This window comes from Coleofasciculus sp. H7-1 (genome assembly GCF_057473865.1).
In genome coordinates, this window is the sequence record NZ_JBYCCT010000003.1 from 1 (window position 1) to 15,372 (window position 15,372).

Consider the following 15,372-nt stretch of genomic DNA (forward strand, 5'->3'; position numbering starts at 1 on the left):
CGTTTAAGTAAGGATTATGAACGACTACCCGAAACTTCAGAAACATTCATCTATGTTGCCATGATTCGGATCATGATTCGACGGCTTGCATAATTTTTAGCTCTCTCTGACTTTTAAAACATCCTCTAACATTGATAAAGAAGATCGAGAAGCCAATGCCTTTGATACCGTATTGCAAATCTTAAGTTTGATCAGCGATTATAGTGCGCTGACCATTTGTTTTGACCAGCTAGAGGGAGTTGAATTCAACGAAGGGGGTTATACAAAAGCACAAGTAGTTGCATCTGAATTAGTTAGCAATTTGTTTGAAAGTCTTAATTTAGCCAGTGGTAGCCGGGGAGTTGTTATTCTAACCGTTATGATTCCCGATATCTGGAAAATAAAAATTAAGCCGCTTCCGGGTGGCATACCTTATCGGGTTTCAACAACGACGAAAGAGCCAATCGAGTTACAACCTATGGATAGTGATTCTATTGTTGAGCTAGTAACCCTATGGCTCAAAGAGTTTTATGAATCGATAAATTTAGTCCCCCCGCATCCTGTCTATCCATTTGTCGAAAGCCAACTGAGAGAATTAAGTAAAGAAAAGCCGCCTGTTCGGAAAGTTCTCCAATGGTGTGCAGGGCATTTTGAGGTAAATGAGAAAAATGGATCTACAGGCATAGAAACACCTCCGACTCATCCGGTTGAAGCTGCCTTTAATAAAGAGCTTGCAGCGCTAGATGGGTGTATAGCAGCCTTACTGGAAGATAAGACTACACTTGCTAAGGCTCTGCGGTTGGGCTTCGACACCGTGATTGGACAGACTATAGAGAAAGTCAAAGTTGAGGACATTGTAGAAGTTGAAGCTAAAGGCGCAGACAGAGGTTACATTGACTTCAAAATCATAGGTAATGAAAACGGAAAAACGGTCAAAATTGGGGTGGGAGTTATTCAGCAAGCTAGCGGTATTGGAGTACAAGCAGGATTGAAGCGTCTAATCGAGTACAAAAAGTTCAACCTGACTCGTGGTTGCCTGGTTCGAGCTAAAGAAATTAGCTCCACTGCAACTAAAGCTCAAGAATATTTGAGCCAACTTCTATCTCCGATGTTAGGCGGCGAATGGGTGAAGCTTACAGGTGACAATATCAAGCCTCTTTTAGCTATTCTATTTGTCTATGAGGGTCGTGACGATTACGAACTGACAGAAGAGCAAATTTTTGACTTCATTGTCCATAAAAAATTAGCATCTGAGAATTACCTTGTTAATGAGATTTTAAGCGATCCTTCTGGTGAAGTTCCTAGTGGCTTAGTTGATGAAGATAGTGTTGCATAAATCCACACAATATCGCTGCGGACAAATCTATGAGTACCATACGGACAAAACTACCGACTGATACTTGGGTTGTAGCTACATGGGATGAATTTATCCAAACCATTGAAGACCCAGCTTATCAAAAAGCTAAAGGCTACTACTACAATGGACGAATGAGGATTGAAACTATGTCAGTAGGTCCCGATCATGCAAAAGATAATGGGATTATTGCTATTGCTGTCACCTTATTCGCCGCTCTCAAAGGCATCCCACTGAATTGCTTGGATAACTGTAGCTACCGCAAAACAGGTGTTCGAGAGTGCCAACCCGATGTATCTTACTACATCGGAGAACGGGCGCAAATGGTACCAACAGGAACAGCGATCGCTAATCTTGACATTACTCCACCGCCAGATATAGCTATTGAAATTTCTGATAGTACCCTAGCTGATGACAAAGGCGAAAAACGCTTGCTTTATGAAGATATAAAAGTAGCGGAATACTGGATAGTTGATGTGCAACAAGCCGAAATAATCGCTTTTGAAATAATCTCTAGTGGTGGTAGTAGAAGAATTACTCAATCTCAAATATTACCAGGGTTAGAGATGGCAGTATTAGAAGAGACTTTGCGGCGCAGTCGTCAAATGGCACATTCTCAAGTTGTGGCTTGGTTATTAACTCAATTTCAACCGTAAGATGAAGTATGCTGCTAGCCAATTCTGTCAATCTTGATACTGCCCTAAAACTACCTGCGCCAGACATTGAAGCATTAATTCAAGGAAGAGCGATCGCAGCGATGCCTCGGACATTCATTGATCCGGGGCGAAAATTTGCTCTTTATCCTACGGATGCTTCGATTAACTTGCTACCAACTGAGCAATATTATCGCTCCAATTTTTTGTCTATTGCTCAAACTGCATTTGCTCAGTTAAATTCTGAAACAGTCACAATTAAAGCTTGGGCTAAGTGCGAATTGTGCCAAATTATAGATAATTCTGAAGCGTTAGGAGCTTTGTCGCAGTTGACAATTTGGACAACAGAAGCATTGCAGCAAATTCTCTCGAAACGTCCTTATATTTTTCTGACTTATTTGCGCGTTTATCCTCTAACTCAGCCGATTGAAGCTCCAGTAGATTCTAAAGGGCAGTTTGTACATTTTTCACCTTTACAAGCTGTTTTTGAAGATAAACCAGTTTTGAGCGATCGCGTCTTCACTCAACAACGCCACCAGCTAGAACATCGACTACCGCCACCGCATCCCGAATTGGAAGAGTTGCAGAATGCGATCGCGCAGTTATCTATCAACAACCTAACCGGTAAAGAACTAGATCGAGACATCAAAATTTTTCTGGGTTGGACTGAATCCTTACACCTACGACAATCCGATCCCGATTTAGATTGGATAAACACAATTGCTGACTTAGGCAATCGTAGTAAAGAAAATGAAGGCACAAGTAACTATCAAGCTGGAACTGATTTTGAGATTGTAGTCCGTAACAGCCTTGAATTTTTAGGCTTTACAGTTGACTATTTCCACAAAGGCGGCGCTGGTGGTGTAGATGTCTTCTGTTCGCAACCCTATCCTTTGGTTGGGGAATGTAAAGCCGGGAGAAAGATTCCCAACCCAACCGCAGTGCAACTGTTGAATTTGGGAATGCTACGCCTGCAAAGCAAAGAACTATTTCAGCAAGCTGCTAAATTAATCATTGGTCCCGGCGAACCAACTACCCAACTCAATGATGCCGCAATAATACAAGGTATGGCGATTATTAACCCTGAAACACTTGAGAAACTGGTAAAACTGCAAAGTAAGCATCGTAACTCAGTAGACTTGTTTAAGCTGAAAGATTATCTGAAGCCGGGACAATCTGATGATGAAGTTGAGAAATACATTGCTCAAGTTGAAAAAGAGATTAGATTGCGATCGCATCTAGTCCAGCTTGTAAAAAATTACCTGCAAAACACAGGTTTAGATAATGCTGGAGTCGAAGCTTTACATGGCGCATATTTTAGTTCTAATCCGCCTCAGCCATTAAAAACTGAGGAAATGCACGATATTTTGATTGAGCTTTCCTCACCATTGACGGGATATTTGGGGCGAATTAAGGGGAAGGATTGGGGAAGCGATCGCTTCTATTTCCTCCGTGACTTGCCAGCTGCATAAGTCTCATCAGCCAGGACAATGGCAGGTATTAGTTGTATAGCATCTTTGGCGACTTCCTCTCTTCTTTCCATTTCTGTCGTAACAGTCTCCATCATTGCGACATTCTAATTTTTCCTCACAAATGGTATCGCGGGGAAAAACTCCGACATCTTTTACAGAAACTTCCGCAGTAAAAGTGCCTTGTTCGAGCATATTTTCTCCTTCTTTAATTTCATACTCAAACTTATTTTCGCCTTCTAAAACTGCAAAAGTTCGAGTTTCATGGCTATTTCCCAAGCTTAAATCAACGCCTTGAGAATATTGCCCTTCACTGTAACCTCTGGTTGTGTATGGATAAGGATTACTCTTCATACCCTGAGTCACATTGCGAATTGTCACTTTCCTTTTAGGTGCGGGTGGAGTTGATTTGGAAACAAACTGAGCTTTTCTTGTGCCCGGATTCATCGCGGTTCCCGGACATTGCCCAACATATTCAACCCGCTTAAATTGAATTGCATTGACATCAAAATTATTGCCGTTACTTACCAGAAACTCTGCCCCGTTTGCATTCGCCCGATTCACAAAAACCACAACCAGTACGAAAGCCGCAATTAGCAGCATGGCGGTTCTTTTGATTACAATTTGTAACACAGAAAAGCTTTTGGGTTTCATAATTTTTCCTGGCACCACTAAAACCGAGTTGTTTATCCTTCTTAGGAAGTAGACGAGGTTTAATACTTCCGATAGAGGGTTATTGACTGTTTTTAGTGTCGTTAAATATCCATTGATTGTTTCCTTATTTTTATAGCCGCTTGTCGCTTCTCCCGGCAACTGAATCAGGCAAAGCAATTGGCATCAGCAGCCTGTGGAGGAAGTTGGACGATTTCCCCGCGATCGCTCAAAAGATTTTCTTAAAATCTCTTAAAAATTGACACTTTAAAGAGAAAAATGTAAAAATAGATACAGAAATAATTTAACTTGTTCACCACTGACTGAGTATTCATAGCCGTCAGTGGCTCTGGGGAATAGAAGTAGAGCGCGATCCCAAAGGAACGTGCCTTGCTTAGTAACAAATACTCAGGAAACTCAATCGGAGGCGAAACTTATGAAACTCTCTTATCGCGGCGTCAGCTACGAAAAAACTTCACCCACGCTGGAAGTAACCGAAAGCGAGATTGTGGGTAAGTATCGGGGACAGACTTACAACATTGCATATCCCAGACATATTGTAGTTCCCGATGCGATTGTTAACTTGAACTATCGGGGAGTCCCCTACTTCATCGGCAAAACCGGAACCACTAGGGATGCTCTACAGAGGCAAAATTTCTTATCTGAAGGGATGGCACCTCTAAGCGATCGGAAATTGCCAACCGATACAAATCGTCAAAAAGTGTTGGATAACGCGGCTAAAAGTCACCTAGCCAATATCCACCGCAGCCTGGAACATCGGCTACAGGTCGCTAAAGCTAAAGGTGACGAAAATCTAATTCGCCTTCTGGAAGCAGAGTCGAAGCAACTGACATTGTGCCTCTAGGAGTTTCCGTAAGTCTGGTGGCGCTAGCGTTTGAGCCAGGAGTAATTGCAGCCAGAATCCGCAAAGCGTCAAAGATCGCACTCATCCCCCTTAAGGTGTAAAATTTTATCTAAGCACGAAATCTTCATAGCTGAAGACGACGGATTCCTGGTTTATAAAGCTACGTGGGCGATAGAGAGCGATCGCCCTTTTTTTTATGGCAATGTATTCAGCCAGATAAACCGTTACAGGTAAGGGTAGTTGCAGCGAATCCTACAAATTTTATTCCATTTTTTCACAATAATTAATAAAGTGGCTCTGCGACTTAAGCAGTAGCGCCATGCCTTGTGTTGACTTTTAACTATCGAGGGCAAAAAGCGTGTGAATCGCATCCTCCCGATTGAGAACACAAAAGCGCTACCGCCGCCAAATTTTGCTGAGATTAGGAGACTTGAAAATGCTTGAATCTTATCGTCAACACGTCGCTGAAAGGGCGGCACTCGGAATTGGGCCACTGCCGTTGGATGCCCAACAGACTTCTCAATTGTGCGAATTGCTGAAAAATCCTCCAGCGGGTGAAGAAGAGACGTTGTTGGAATTGCTGCGCGGTAGCGAAGCGGTAGCGCTCTTAGCGCATCGCATTCCCCCAGGCGTCGATCCGGCTGCTTACGTCAAAGCTGGCTTTCTCACCGCTGTAGCCAAAGGCGACACCATTAGCCCTCTAGTTACCCCCATCTATGCAGTAGAACTGCTGGGAACAATGGTAGGTGGTTACAACGTGCAATCGTTGATAGATTTGCTCAAATCTGACGATGAAAAATTGGCTGCCTCAGCAGCAACTGCCCTCAGCAAAATCATGCTGGTGTATGATGCCTTCCACGATGTCTTGGAATTATCCCAGACTAATTCCTACGCCAAGCAAGTCATTGACGCTTGGGCGGCGGCGGAGTGGTTTACCAGTCGCCCCACCCTGCCAGAAGCCATTACCGTCACCGTTTTCAAGGTGCCCGGAGAGACAAACACCGACGATTTATCCCCTGCACAGCACGCCACAACCCGCCCGGATATTCCCTTGCACGCCTTGGCGATGCTGGAATCTCGGCAACCGGGAAGTTTGGAAACGATTGTCGAGTTAAAGAAAAAAGGACATCCCGTGGCGTATGTAGGGGATGTCGTGGGAACGGGTTCTTCCCGGAAATCGGCGATAAACTCCGTGTTGTGGCACATTGGGCACGATATACCCTTCGTACCGAATAAACGGGCTGGGGGATATATATTAGGGAATGCGATCGCGCCGATTTTCTTCAACACCGCTGAAGATGCCGGTGCATTACCCATCCAGTGCGATGTCACCCAGATGGAAACCGGCATGGTAATTACCATTTATCCTTACAAAGGTGAAATTACCAACGAAACTGGCGAGGTAATATCCACCTTCAGCCTCAAACCCGACACCATCACCGACGAAGTCCGCGCAGGCGGACGCATTCCCCTCCTGATTGGACGCACCCTCACCGATAAAACCAGAATTGCACTCGGATTAGTCGAACCAAGTCCAATCTTCATCCGTCCTCGACCCCCCATTGATACCGGCAAAGGATTTACCCTAGCGCAGAAGATGGTAGGCAAAGCCTGCGGACTAAATGGTGTGCGTCCCGGCACTTCCTGCGAACCGATGATGACAACTGTTGGTTCTCAAGATACCACCGGCCCCATGACCCGCGACGAGTTGAAAGAACTCGCCTGTCTCGGCTTTAGTGCAGATTTGGTGATGCAGAGTTTCTGCCACACCGCCGCTTATCCGAAGCCAGTTGACATCAAAACCCACCACGAACTGCCCGATTTCTTTGCCTCTCGCAGCGGCGTCGCCTTGCGTCCCGGCGATGGCATTATCCATTCTTGGCTGAACCGGATGCTGCTACCCGATACCGTGGGAACTGGTGGCGACTCCCACACCCGCTTCCCCTTGGGAATTTCCTTCCCCGCAGGTTCCGGCTTAGTTGCCTTTGCAGCAGCTTTGGGCGTGATGCCTTTGGATATGCCAGAGTCGGTCTTAGTGCGGTTCAAAGGCGAGTTGCAACCCGGTGTGACGCTGCGGGATATCGTGAACGCGATTCCATATATTGCCATTCAAAAAGGTCTGCTAACAGCAGAGAAGCAGAACAAGAAAAACATCTTCTCCGGGCGAATCATGGAAATTGAAGGCTTGCCAAATTTAAAAGTTGAGCAAGCTTTTGAACTCACCGATGCCAGCGCCGAACGTTCTTGTGCAGGCTGCACAATTAAGTTAAGTATCGACACAGTTTCCGAATATCTGCGTTCCAACGTAGCGCTATTGAAAAATCTGGTAGCGCGGGGTTATCAAGATGCCCGTACCATCATGCGTCGCGTGGCAAAAATGGAAGAATGGTTGGCAAATCCCGTATTAATGGAAGCCGATTCAGATGCAGAGTATGCGGAAATTATTGAGATTGACTTGAACGAAATCAAGGAACCAATCGTCGCCGCACCCAATGACCCAGATAATGTTAAGTTGCTGTCTGAAGTTGCTAACGATCCGGTGCAGGAAGTATTCGTCGGTTCTTGTATGACGAATATTGGTCATTATCGCGCCACCGCGAAGGTGCTGGAAGGCGAAGCAGCAGTTAAAACCCGCCTCTGGATTTGTCCCCCAACCCGGATGGATGAACACCAACTAAAAGAAGAAGGTGTTTATGGTGTATTTGATGCAGCAGGTGCCAGAACAGAAATGCCGGGATGCAGTCTCTGTATGGGAAATCAGGCGCGTGTGGATGACGGTACAACCGTGTTTTCTACTTCCACTCGCAACTTCAATAATCGCATGGGCAAAGATGCGCGAGTTTATCTCGGTTCTGCTGAATTAGCAGCAGTTTGTGCGATGTTAGGTCGCATTCCCACAGTGCAAGAATACATGGACATTGTGGCGAAGAAGATTCATCCTTTTGCTAGTGATTTATATCGCTATCTCAACTTCGATCAAATCGCTAATTTTGAGGATGAAGGTCGCGTGATTTCCTTGGAAGATATGCCCAATATTGAGGATATTTTGGGTATTCCATCAGGTGCATTACGGTAGAATAACTGTAGGGTGGGCTTTGCCCACCTTAATCAACTAATGAATAAAAGGAGATTAGGTTATGATAAGCCCATCGCTTTCCACCTCAAATAGTCTCTACGAACAAGACTTTTATCTGTGGATAAAAACCACTGCTCAACAGTTAAAAGAAGGTAAAATCAAGGATATAGATATTATTAGTTTAATTGAAGAAATTGAAAGTATAGGCAGAAGTGAAAAAAGAGAGTTAAAAAATTGTTTAATTGTTCTTTTAATGCACCTGCTTAAATGGCAATATCAGCCTGAGAAACGGAGCGAAAGTTGGCGCAGCACCATCACCGAACAGCGTATTTGTATTGAAGGATTACTAGAAGACAGTCCCAGTTTGCAACCTCTAATTTCAGAAGTGTTTGATGATTGTTATCAAAAAGCTCGTCTGAAAGCATCCGATGAAACAGGGATTAAATTAAATTATTTACCTAAAGAATCACCTTTTACTCCCGAAGAAACTTTGAAATATAGTTTTTTAGATTGATAAATTCAAATGGACATTACCCTACAATGGAGAGGCAAAACTGTGATGGTGCCTGAAATTTCTGACAATGAAAATGAGGTTTAAAGATGCTGTTGGAATTAAAGCGATTTAATATCCCGCCTGGTCATAAAGTTTTTCTAGAGGATATAACCTGGCAAGAATTTGAAACCATTTTAGAAGAGTTAGGAGAACATCGTGCCTCAAGAGTAGCTTATGACAATGGAATATTAGAAATCATGACACCCTTGCCAGAGCATGAAATCAGCAAACTGTTTATCACCAATTTTGTGGAAATTCTTCTAGAAGAACTAGATATTGATTTTTATCCTCTTGGTTCTACTACTTTTAAAAACCAGGATATGCTGAAAGGGATAGAACCTGATAACTGTTTCTATATTCAAAATGAAGCAGCAGTAAGAGGAAAAGAAAGATTAGACTTATCCATCGATCCACCTCCAGATTTAGTCTTAGAGATAGATATAACTTCTCGCACTCATCCAATGATTTATGAAGCTTTAGGAGTGCCTGAGCTTTGGCGATTTGAAAAAGGGAAGTTACAAATTAATGTATTACAAGATAGAAAGTATATCAAGTCAGCCTTTAGTCTAAATTTTCCTAATTTACCACTTATTGAGGTGATTCCTCAATATTTAAGTCAGGTAAAGACTGTTGGTAGGAATAAGACAATGAGAGCTTTTAGAACTTGGGTACGAGAACAAATTACAGAATCGTAAAATTTCAGCCGATTCTTATCCAATACTTAAAGTATTAATATATTCTCGAAAAATGGGAGATAAATTAAACAAAATTTTCTCTTCCTCTGTTGTTCTGAGTAAATAGCGTTTTTTCAAAGATTGTAATCCATTAATCAAATCCATTGACGATAATGATAAACCTTGTCTTAAATCTTCTCTGGACATAGGTTGATTAGATTTACTTAAGTTTAAAACAATTTGTTGCTCTATTGCTGATAATTGGTCGAATAATTCATTGAACCGAAATTTAATATCTTCCGTCAAAAGCAAGGTATTTTCACTTAAAAACTCAGACACTTTACCCAAAAAAATATTTTTTATTAAACTAGCGATATCTTTTAAATAAACTGGATTTCCTTCATATAAATTAATCAGTGTTAACCAGCTTTCCTCATCTTTTAATCCCAGCTTTTTAAGGATTTCGGTATTATCTAAACCCTGTACCTCTAAGCATTTAACAGGATACAATTCTTCATCTAAGCAGATCATTTCTTGGCATTGTTCTTGGCTAATTAAAATCAAACTACTTTGATGCTCAATTTCTGTCATCATTGTGAAAAAATTCTTATAGTCTTTGTATTCAGTTTTGTACTGTCCTGCAAATTGTCCACTGGTAAATAATTCTTGCAGATCATCAAAGATAATTAAACATCTTTTCTGACGTAAAAGATGGAAAACTTGAGTTAATTTATTGTTTGACTCAATAGTATCGGTATTAACAACTGTTAAAATTTCAGTAATAATGCCATCTAAAGGAGATAATTTGATGCTTTTCCAGATGATTACATCAAATTGTTGTAAATTTAGATCAATAAACTGTTTAACTAGGGTTGTTTTACCAATTCCACTTAATCCTAAAACTGAGATTAATCGAGTGTTTTGATGAGTTAACCAATGAGACAAGGTTTGAAGTTCGGTTATGCGATCGCAAAAATAAGTGATTTTTGGGGCTAGGGTTAAATCTTGATAAGATTTTTTGGAATAACTTGATTCAGTATTTTTAGAATCATGTTTATGACTATTGGAACAAAGATTAATATGGCTATTAATTAAACCTACTTGCTGTTGTGATGAATTAGATGGATTAAAAGAATTAGCTAATCTTTCTAGTGTCCAACAAAAATTAGACTTATTAACATCTTCTCCTGACTGTTCAGATAAAATTTTATATAACTCACGGCTAACATTGCCGATATGATTTTCATTATTATAACCAAACTCTTTTGCAATTTCGCCGTAAGTTTTACCTTGCCAAATTCCTTCAACTACATTCTTTTGTAAGTTATTGAGGTGGTTTCCTGTGTGCTTGAAGACCAGCTGATCCACCAATTGTAAAACTTCTGTTACAGTCATAGGAACTAGACTTAGTATGACTTTTAGCCATTATAGCTTAGTCTCAGACAAGATTATCAAGGGTTATAAAGGGTTTATGTTATATTTTGAAACAAAAAAGGGAAGAAAATCAAGTATTTTCAGGTGGCAGTAATCAGACAAGACGATTTAAACTCTTATAAGAATAAAGTAAAAGTATTTCATTTTCGACAGTCAATTAAAAGACAGCATGATTATTTATGTTTGACAAAATTCTTACTTTTGTGACTCCAGGTCCCATGACTGAAAGGTTCAGTTTTGGAGCAAGAGTATTTTACAGTTGGATTAGCTTGGGGTTAATTTTAGCATTAGTCGGAACTATCATAGCTTTAAGTTTAGGACAAACCATAGAAGTTGGAGCATTAATAGCAATGCCCATTGTGGTTTGTTTATCTGGTCTGTTCGGTCTAGGACTAGATTCTATTCGGGGACGTAATACTGAATATCCGGGTTGGTACTGGTTGTTATTTCCAATTTTAACTTATTTAGTTATAGGTTTCGGGTTTGCTTTTTTGGTCGTCGGCTTTGTTCTAGGAATTGGAGGAGTTAGACTACCAGAAATAAAAAACTCTCATCAATACAGACATAGAAAAATAAATCCAAAAGAAGCTAAAGATAAAATTCGGCGAGAGGTTAAGCGGCAGCAGTCCAAAAAATTCCTAGATGAGTACGAAAAACGACTTATTCAGCAACAGCGAGAAGAATTAAATAGCATTCAACGAGAGCAACTTGCAGAACAAGAAAAAAGAGAACGTCTTGAATCTTTATCCATCCGCGATCGGATTCTTCTGAAATTAAGAGAAAATCCAGGAACATTGCTAGAAAATATACTAACAGAAGAAGAAATGGAAGAGTTAGCTATTATGCTTCTTGAATTGCTTCTTGAGGGCTAATCTTGACTTTTAGATTTGATCTCAAGTGTAAAATATCTACTTTATTTATCACAAAAACCATGAAAGATCGTTGGATTACTCGTAATATTACCGCAAATAGTCCAATTCTTCAGAAAATACCTGGATGTAAGCCGGGAACGTATGATTTTATGTGGGACACACATAGGGGACTACTGCTTATCAGAGAGACAGCTTCTGGTCGGGAACTGCCACCAATCCCCATGACTTCAGTAAGTGATGCTATACAGTGGATGAATAGTAACACTGGTCAGAAAATTAAGGAAACCATAGTTGGATATACAATGCCTACTGGCGAGCAAATTTCTGTGAAGATAGAAGACCACAAAGAGGGAGTTATCGTAACACCATTATCTGGAAATATTAAAAATGTACATCATCATGTGATCGAAGAAAATGGGAAAGTAAAGATGGTGGTTCGTGACAATAACAATCAGAATTTAGCTGCTTATGTTTTAAATAAAAATGATGGTAGCTGGACTCAAATATCCTTAAACGAAGGGGAAAAAAGACCAAGACAAATACCATAAAGAAAAAAATAAATAGTGCGATCGCTTATCTCATAGTTTTCATCAACCCCAAAAAGTTATCGATGAGATAATTAATTTGACTATCTGACGCACTCTACAGACTATGGTTGAGTATAGCAATTTTTGGTAGAGGTTGGATGAGGTGCGATGGGAGCGATCGCCTTTTCGTATAATCTGCGTTTTTCGGGTGCGATCGCATCCTCCGCCTATCGCCAAAAAACCTAACCCCCAACCGCCTTCCCTTGCAGGAAAGCAGGGTGTCTTCATACAAAGTGGCGATAGTTTGGGAGAAACTACAATTGCAAGGCTGATATTTATCCGAATTCTTCGTCAATTTTGATGATCTTCAAGAATTATTTTCATTTTTCCGCTTTTGTATAAAACCCCTATCCCATTCTCTACAAAGGAATGGGCTAGGGGTTCGATCTTGTATTTGAGTCAACTGAGAACCACTATATCCTTTGATTTTGAGATGTTAGGTTTCCGCGTCGTCGAAACGGATAATGTCATCCTCTCCAAGGTATTCTCCATTTTGGACTTCAATCATCACTAGAGGAATACACCCTGGATTTTCAACTCGGTGAGGTGTAGACATCGGCACGTAGGTTGACTGTTTTTGAATTAAGGTTGTCTCTATACCATCACAAATCACTTTGGCGGTGCCAGATACAACGATCCAGTGTTCGCTGCGGTGATAGTGCATTTGGGTACTAATGTGATGACCTGGGTTGAGTTCAATGCGATTAATCCGGTAGCGTTGCCCTTCTTCTAAGACGGTGACTGTGCCCCAAGGTCGTATCCGCATCGTGTCACTATCTTCAGGCAAAGGCAGAATCGAAGCCTGCCCCTCATTTTGGTTGCCATTCATCGCTGCTTGTCTCCGAAGATTCGCATCTTAATTTTGCCGCATTTTTGAAAGTTCCTCAGCACTAATTATCGGTTGGACAATACGCCGAGGGTGCTAGTAGCTGGTAGCAGCATCCGAAGCGTGCAAGCAGCGCATCCGGCGGTTCCTATGAGATTTCTACTGCTTATCTGCCCTTGTGTTTGCCACAATTGATTTAGTTGCAGCAGCTTACAAACATGGCACAAACACAACAAAGCACGATGGAAACTGCCCAGCGTGCATTTGGGCACTTTATTCATGGTATGGGAACCGGCGAGTGGGAACCGTTCCTGGAGATGCTTGCGGAAGACTTTAGCTTCTGGTTTCCAGTGGGGCAATACCAGGGGGAGAATGTCGGTAAAGCACGGGCAGCTGCTTTCTTTGAGTATGCGTCTGAAGCTTTCAACAATGAGCTGGCGGTGACGCTAGATGGCGTCACCAGTAACGAGACGACAGTTGTATTTGAGATTCGCTCTCAGGGGCATCTGCGGGGGAAGCCTTATCAGAACCGAGGGGCAATCTCTTTCGATGTTCGCGGCGACAAGATTTGTCGTTACCGCGAGTATCTTTCGGTTGTGGTTCAGCCCAAGGTAGAATCGCATCCAGAGCCGTCTCAGCCGATTGGCTAGTCGTGTGATTTATATCACTCAGCGATCGGGCGCTCATCACCTTTACCTAAACCTGCGATCGCACGATTGTTCAGGGTATTGTCACATTTTTCTAAGTGTTTAATCACTCAGTAAGACGGACAAAAGCTGGATATTAGAAGTATCGAGTTAATACCCGTAACGATGCCTGTTCAAATCTGCCCTCTCGAATCTGCGATCGCTGAACTCTTTGCTCAAGCTACTCACTCTGGTAGCATTACTCTCGCTGACCGATATGGACTGATGGCTGCACTGTTGCAAGATTCAATCAACGAAGAAGACCAGCGAGCAATCGACCGACTACTTTACGCTGTCCGCAAGAACCGGCTGAAGGTTGTAGATGAAATTTCTGCCCTAATGTAAACAGCGCCGCTGATTGAGAATTTCTATTACTTGATTATTGCTTCTTTTATTATTTCCCTGCGCTTTTATTCTAAAAATATACAATTCTGAAATATTCGGAGAATTTTATAAAATTTTAGAATATATTTTTCTTACTTAAAAATCTCTAGTATAAAAATGATAAGTTGATATTTTGAGATTGTCTATAGCAGTCCTAAATGATTCGTGAAGGCGAGATCCTAGGGCAACTCTTACGAAGTCGTGGAGCTGAGACGCTGGCTCACAACTCAAATAGGATTGTTATATACTGGGATGATTCAGCTATTCGCATCCTTTTATCTTCCAACAACCGCCGCTAAAATTCAATCGCTTTGAGGTTTTACTTCCCAACTAAGAAGCCGTGGAATTTGCGACAAGTGTACGCCGTAATTAAAAATCCAAAGAACAATTTCTAGCAGTAATAATCTCTGTACCCATATTGTCCCACTCTCAAAATTCAGAAGCGTCAATCCACCATACAATTGCCAAACGCGATAAGGAAGGTATAAGCAAGGAACCATCACGAACGTGCAGGATTGAAACCTTCTCCCTGTCACGATTTCGGATAAGATTTGTAACCCCAAAATGACAAAGTACGGCACCAGTGACTGCAACACGCTGGGATGATTCCACCATACGCCCCACAGAACCATTGCTACCAGGGGAAGCGCCACTCCCACTAGCAGTACAACAAATAACCACGCTTTAAACCAAGGCGGAAGTGGTTGAGGAATCGAGAAAGGAGGTGAATGTCTCCAAAGCCAACCCGCAAACACAAGAAAAGACGTAACAATTACCAGGAATAGGAGGTTTTCTAAAAAAATATTCAGGTTGGTAGATGCGGTCATGTGTAACATAGGATAAAAAAGAATTTCAGCAGTATAACGCTTGAAATTGCTGTAGTGCATGAGCTAAAAAAGACATATTACAGTAGGGGAATTGTCAAGATGTCTAAAGAAAGTGCGTGTCAATTTTTGGAAGCTGCTACCTACGATCCAGCTTTACGCGAAAAGTTCCAAGAAGTAGCCAGTCCAGAGGAATTTGTAAAAGTTGCTCGTGAATTAGGCTACGCCTTGACCACTGAAGAATTGAAGGATGTTGTTAAAGAACATAGTGAAGGTGTCATTTTGAGAAGGCAGACGGGCGTTTGGCCCTGGCTGCGGAAGGTTAACTGGATTTAGTGCATAGGCTAAAGCGATCGCGCCTGGGAGCGATCGCGCTGCTGGAGCGATCGCACTGTGGAAGTAAAACAGCGATCGAACATTAAAACTCAGCCGTTGAGCATCGCATCTGGCGTAGACCCTACACCCTATCTAGTGTCTGTGGGTTT

The 15,372-nt window shown here is 41.9% G+C and carries 16 protein-coding genes and 1 pseudogene; 13 read left to right on the plus strand and 4 right to left on the minus strand.

Annotation, left to right across the window (positions count from 1 at the left end; translation table 11 throughout):
- The 4 genes and pseudogenes from AC2VDX_RS00365 to AC2VDX_RS00380 all read left to right on the plus strand — a co-directional run.
- Nucleotides 1-93: pseudogene (locus AC2VDX_RS00365) on the plus strand (IS5/IS1182 family transposase); the annotation flags it as partial.
- Between the two features lie 79 nt (nucleotides 94-172).
- Entirely contained in the window at nucleotides 173-1,315 is a 1,143-nt protein-coding gene (locus AC2VDX_RS00370; RefSeq protein WP_486928071.1) for a hypothetical protein, read from the plus strand.
- A 29-nt stretch (nucleotides 1,316-1,344) separates the two neighbouring features.
- Entirely contained in the window at nucleotides 1,345-1,989 is a 645-nt protein-coding gene (locus AC2VDX_RS00375) for a Uma2 family endonuclease (protein WP_378173053.1), read from the plus strand.
- 8 nt (nucleotides 1,990-1,997) lie between these two features.
- Nucleotides 1,998-3,458 carry a DUF1802 family protein gene (locus AC2VDX_RS00380; protein ID WP_378173051.1) on the plus strand — a complete coding sequence of 487 codons (1,461 nt, stop codon included), beginning with the start codon at nucleotides 1,998-2,000 and terminating at the stop codon, nucleotides 3,456-3,458.
- A gap of 6 nt (nucleotides 3,459-3,464) precedes the next feature.
- Here AC2VDX_RS00380 and AC2VDX_RS00385 read toward each other — a convergent pair whose 3' ends face one another.
- Nucleotides 3,465-4,109: a hypothetical protein gene (locus AC2VDX_RS00385; RefSeq protein WP_378173048.1), complete on the minus strand. Its 645-nt coding sequence runs from the start codon at nucleotides 4,107-4,109 to the stop codon at nucleotides 3,465-3,467.
- A gap of 433 nt (nucleotides 4,110-4,542) precedes the next feature.
- Between AC2VDX_RS00385 and pirA the strand changes: the two genes are divergently transcribed.
- From pirA to AC2VDX_RS00405, 4 genes are all read left to right on the plus strand, one after another.
- Nucleotides 4,543-4,971 (plus strand): arginine synthesis PII-interacting regulator PirA, encoded by a 429-nt coding sequence (gene pirA, locus AC2VDX_RS00390; protein WP_378173045.1) that lies wholly within the window; start codon nucleotides 4,543-4,545, stop codon nucleotides 4,969-4,971.
- Nucleotides 4,972-5,407: 436 nt separating this feature from the next.
- Nucleotides 5,408-8,047, plus strand: coding sequence for a bifunctional aconitate hydratase 2/2-methylisocitrate dehydratase (acnB, locus tag AC2VDX_RS00395; RefSeq protein ID WP_378173043.1), 2,640 nt, complete (start codon nucleotides 5,408-5,410; stop codon nucleotides 8,045-8,047).
- A gap of 61 nt (nucleotides 8,048-8,108) precedes the next feature.
- Nucleotides 8,109-8,561 carry a DUF29 domain-containing protein gene (locus AC2VDX_RS00400; protein WP_378173040.1) on the plus strand — a complete coding sequence of 151 codons (453 nt, stop codon included), beginning with the start codon at nucleotides 8,109-8,111 and terminating at the stop codon, nucleotides 8,559-8,561.
- 86 nt (nucleotides 8,562-8,647) lie between these two features.
- Complete coding sequence (locus AC2VDX_RS00405; protein WP_378173037.1) at nucleotides 8,648-9,295, plus strand: Uma2 family endonuclease; 648 nt, start codon at nucleotides 8,648-8,650, stop codon at nucleotides 9,293-9,295.
- Nucleotides 9,296-9,310: 15 nt separating this feature from the next.
- Here the strand turns inward: AC2VDX_RS00405 and AC2VDX_RS00410 are convergent, their stop codons facing one another.
- Entirely contained in the window at nucleotides 9,311-10,669 is a 1,359-nt protein-coding gene (locus AC2VDX_RS00410) for a helix-turn-helix domain-containing protein (RefSeq protein WP_378173035.1), read from the minus strand.
- A gap of 218 nt (nucleotides 10,670-10,887) precedes the next feature.
- On the opposite strand from AC2VDX_RS00410, the gene AC2VDX_RS00415 reads away from it, so the two are divergent.
- Entirely contained in the window at nucleotides 10,888-11,580 is a 693-nt protein-coding gene (locus AC2VDX_RS00415; RefSeq protein ID WP_378173032.1) for a hypothetical protein, read from the plus strand.
- A 59-nt stretch (nucleotides 11,581-11,639) separates the two neighbouring features.
- The gene (locus AC2VDX_RS00420; protein WP_378173029.1) at nucleotides 11,640-12,128 is read left to right on the plus strand and encodes a hypothetical protein; all 489 of its coding nucleotides are present in this window, start codon (nucleotides 11,640-11,642) and stop codon (nucleotides 12,126-12,128) included.
- A 475-nt stretch (nucleotides 12,129-12,603) separates the two neighbouring features.
- Here the strand turns inward: AC2VDX_RS00420 and AC2VDX_RS00425 are convergent, their stop codons facing one another.
- Nucleotides 12,604-12,933 (minus strand): phosphomannose isomerase type II C-terminal cupin domain, encoded by a 330-nt coding sequence (locus AC2VDX_RS00425; RefSeq protein WP_378173064.1) that lies wholly within the window; start codon nucleotides 12,931-12,933, stop codon nucleotides 12,604-12,606.
- A 278-nt stretch (nucleotides 12,934-13,211) separates the two neighbouring features.
- Here AC2VDX_RS00425 and AC2VDX_RS00430 point away from each other — a divergent pair, with 278 nt between their 5' ends.
- Both AC2VDX_RS00430 and AC2VDX_RS00435 read left to right on the plus strand, forming a co-directional pair.
- Complete coding sequence (locus AC2VDX_RS00430) at nucleotides 13,212-13,643, plus strand: nuclear transport factor 2 family protein (protein ID WP_378173027.1); 432 nt, start codon at nucleotides 13,212-13,214, stop codon at nucleotides 13,641-13,643.
- A 162-nt stretch (nucleotides 13,644-13,805) separates the two neighbouring features.
- Entirely contained in the window at nucleotides 13,806-14,024 is a 219-nt protein-coding gene (locus AC2VDX_RS00435) for a hypothetical protein (protein ID WP_378173024.1), read from the plus strand.
- 341 nt (nucleotides 14,025-14,365) lie between these two features.
- On the opposite strand, the gene AC2VDX_RS00440 is transcribed toward AC2VDX_RS00435, so the two are convergent.
- The gene (locus tag AC2VDX_RS00440; RefSeq protein WP_378173021.1) at nucleotides 14,366-14,899 is read right to left on the minus strand and encodes a DUF7733 domain-containing protein; all 534 of its coding nucleotides are present in this window, start codon (nucleotides 14,897-14,899) and stop codon (nucleotides 14,366-14,368) included.
- A 90-nt stretch (nucleotides 14,900-14,989) separates the two neighbouring features.
- On the opposite strand from AC2VDX_RS00440, the gene AC2VDX_RS00445 reads away from it, so the two are divergent.
- Complete coding sequence (locus AC2VDX_RS00445) at nucleotides 14,990-15,223, plus strand: Nif11-like leader peptide family natural product precursor (protein WP_378173019.1); 234 nt, start codon at nucleotides 14,990-14,992, stop codon at nucleotides 15,221-15,223.
- The last annotated feature ends 149 nt before the right edge of the window (nucleotides 15,224-15,372 follow it).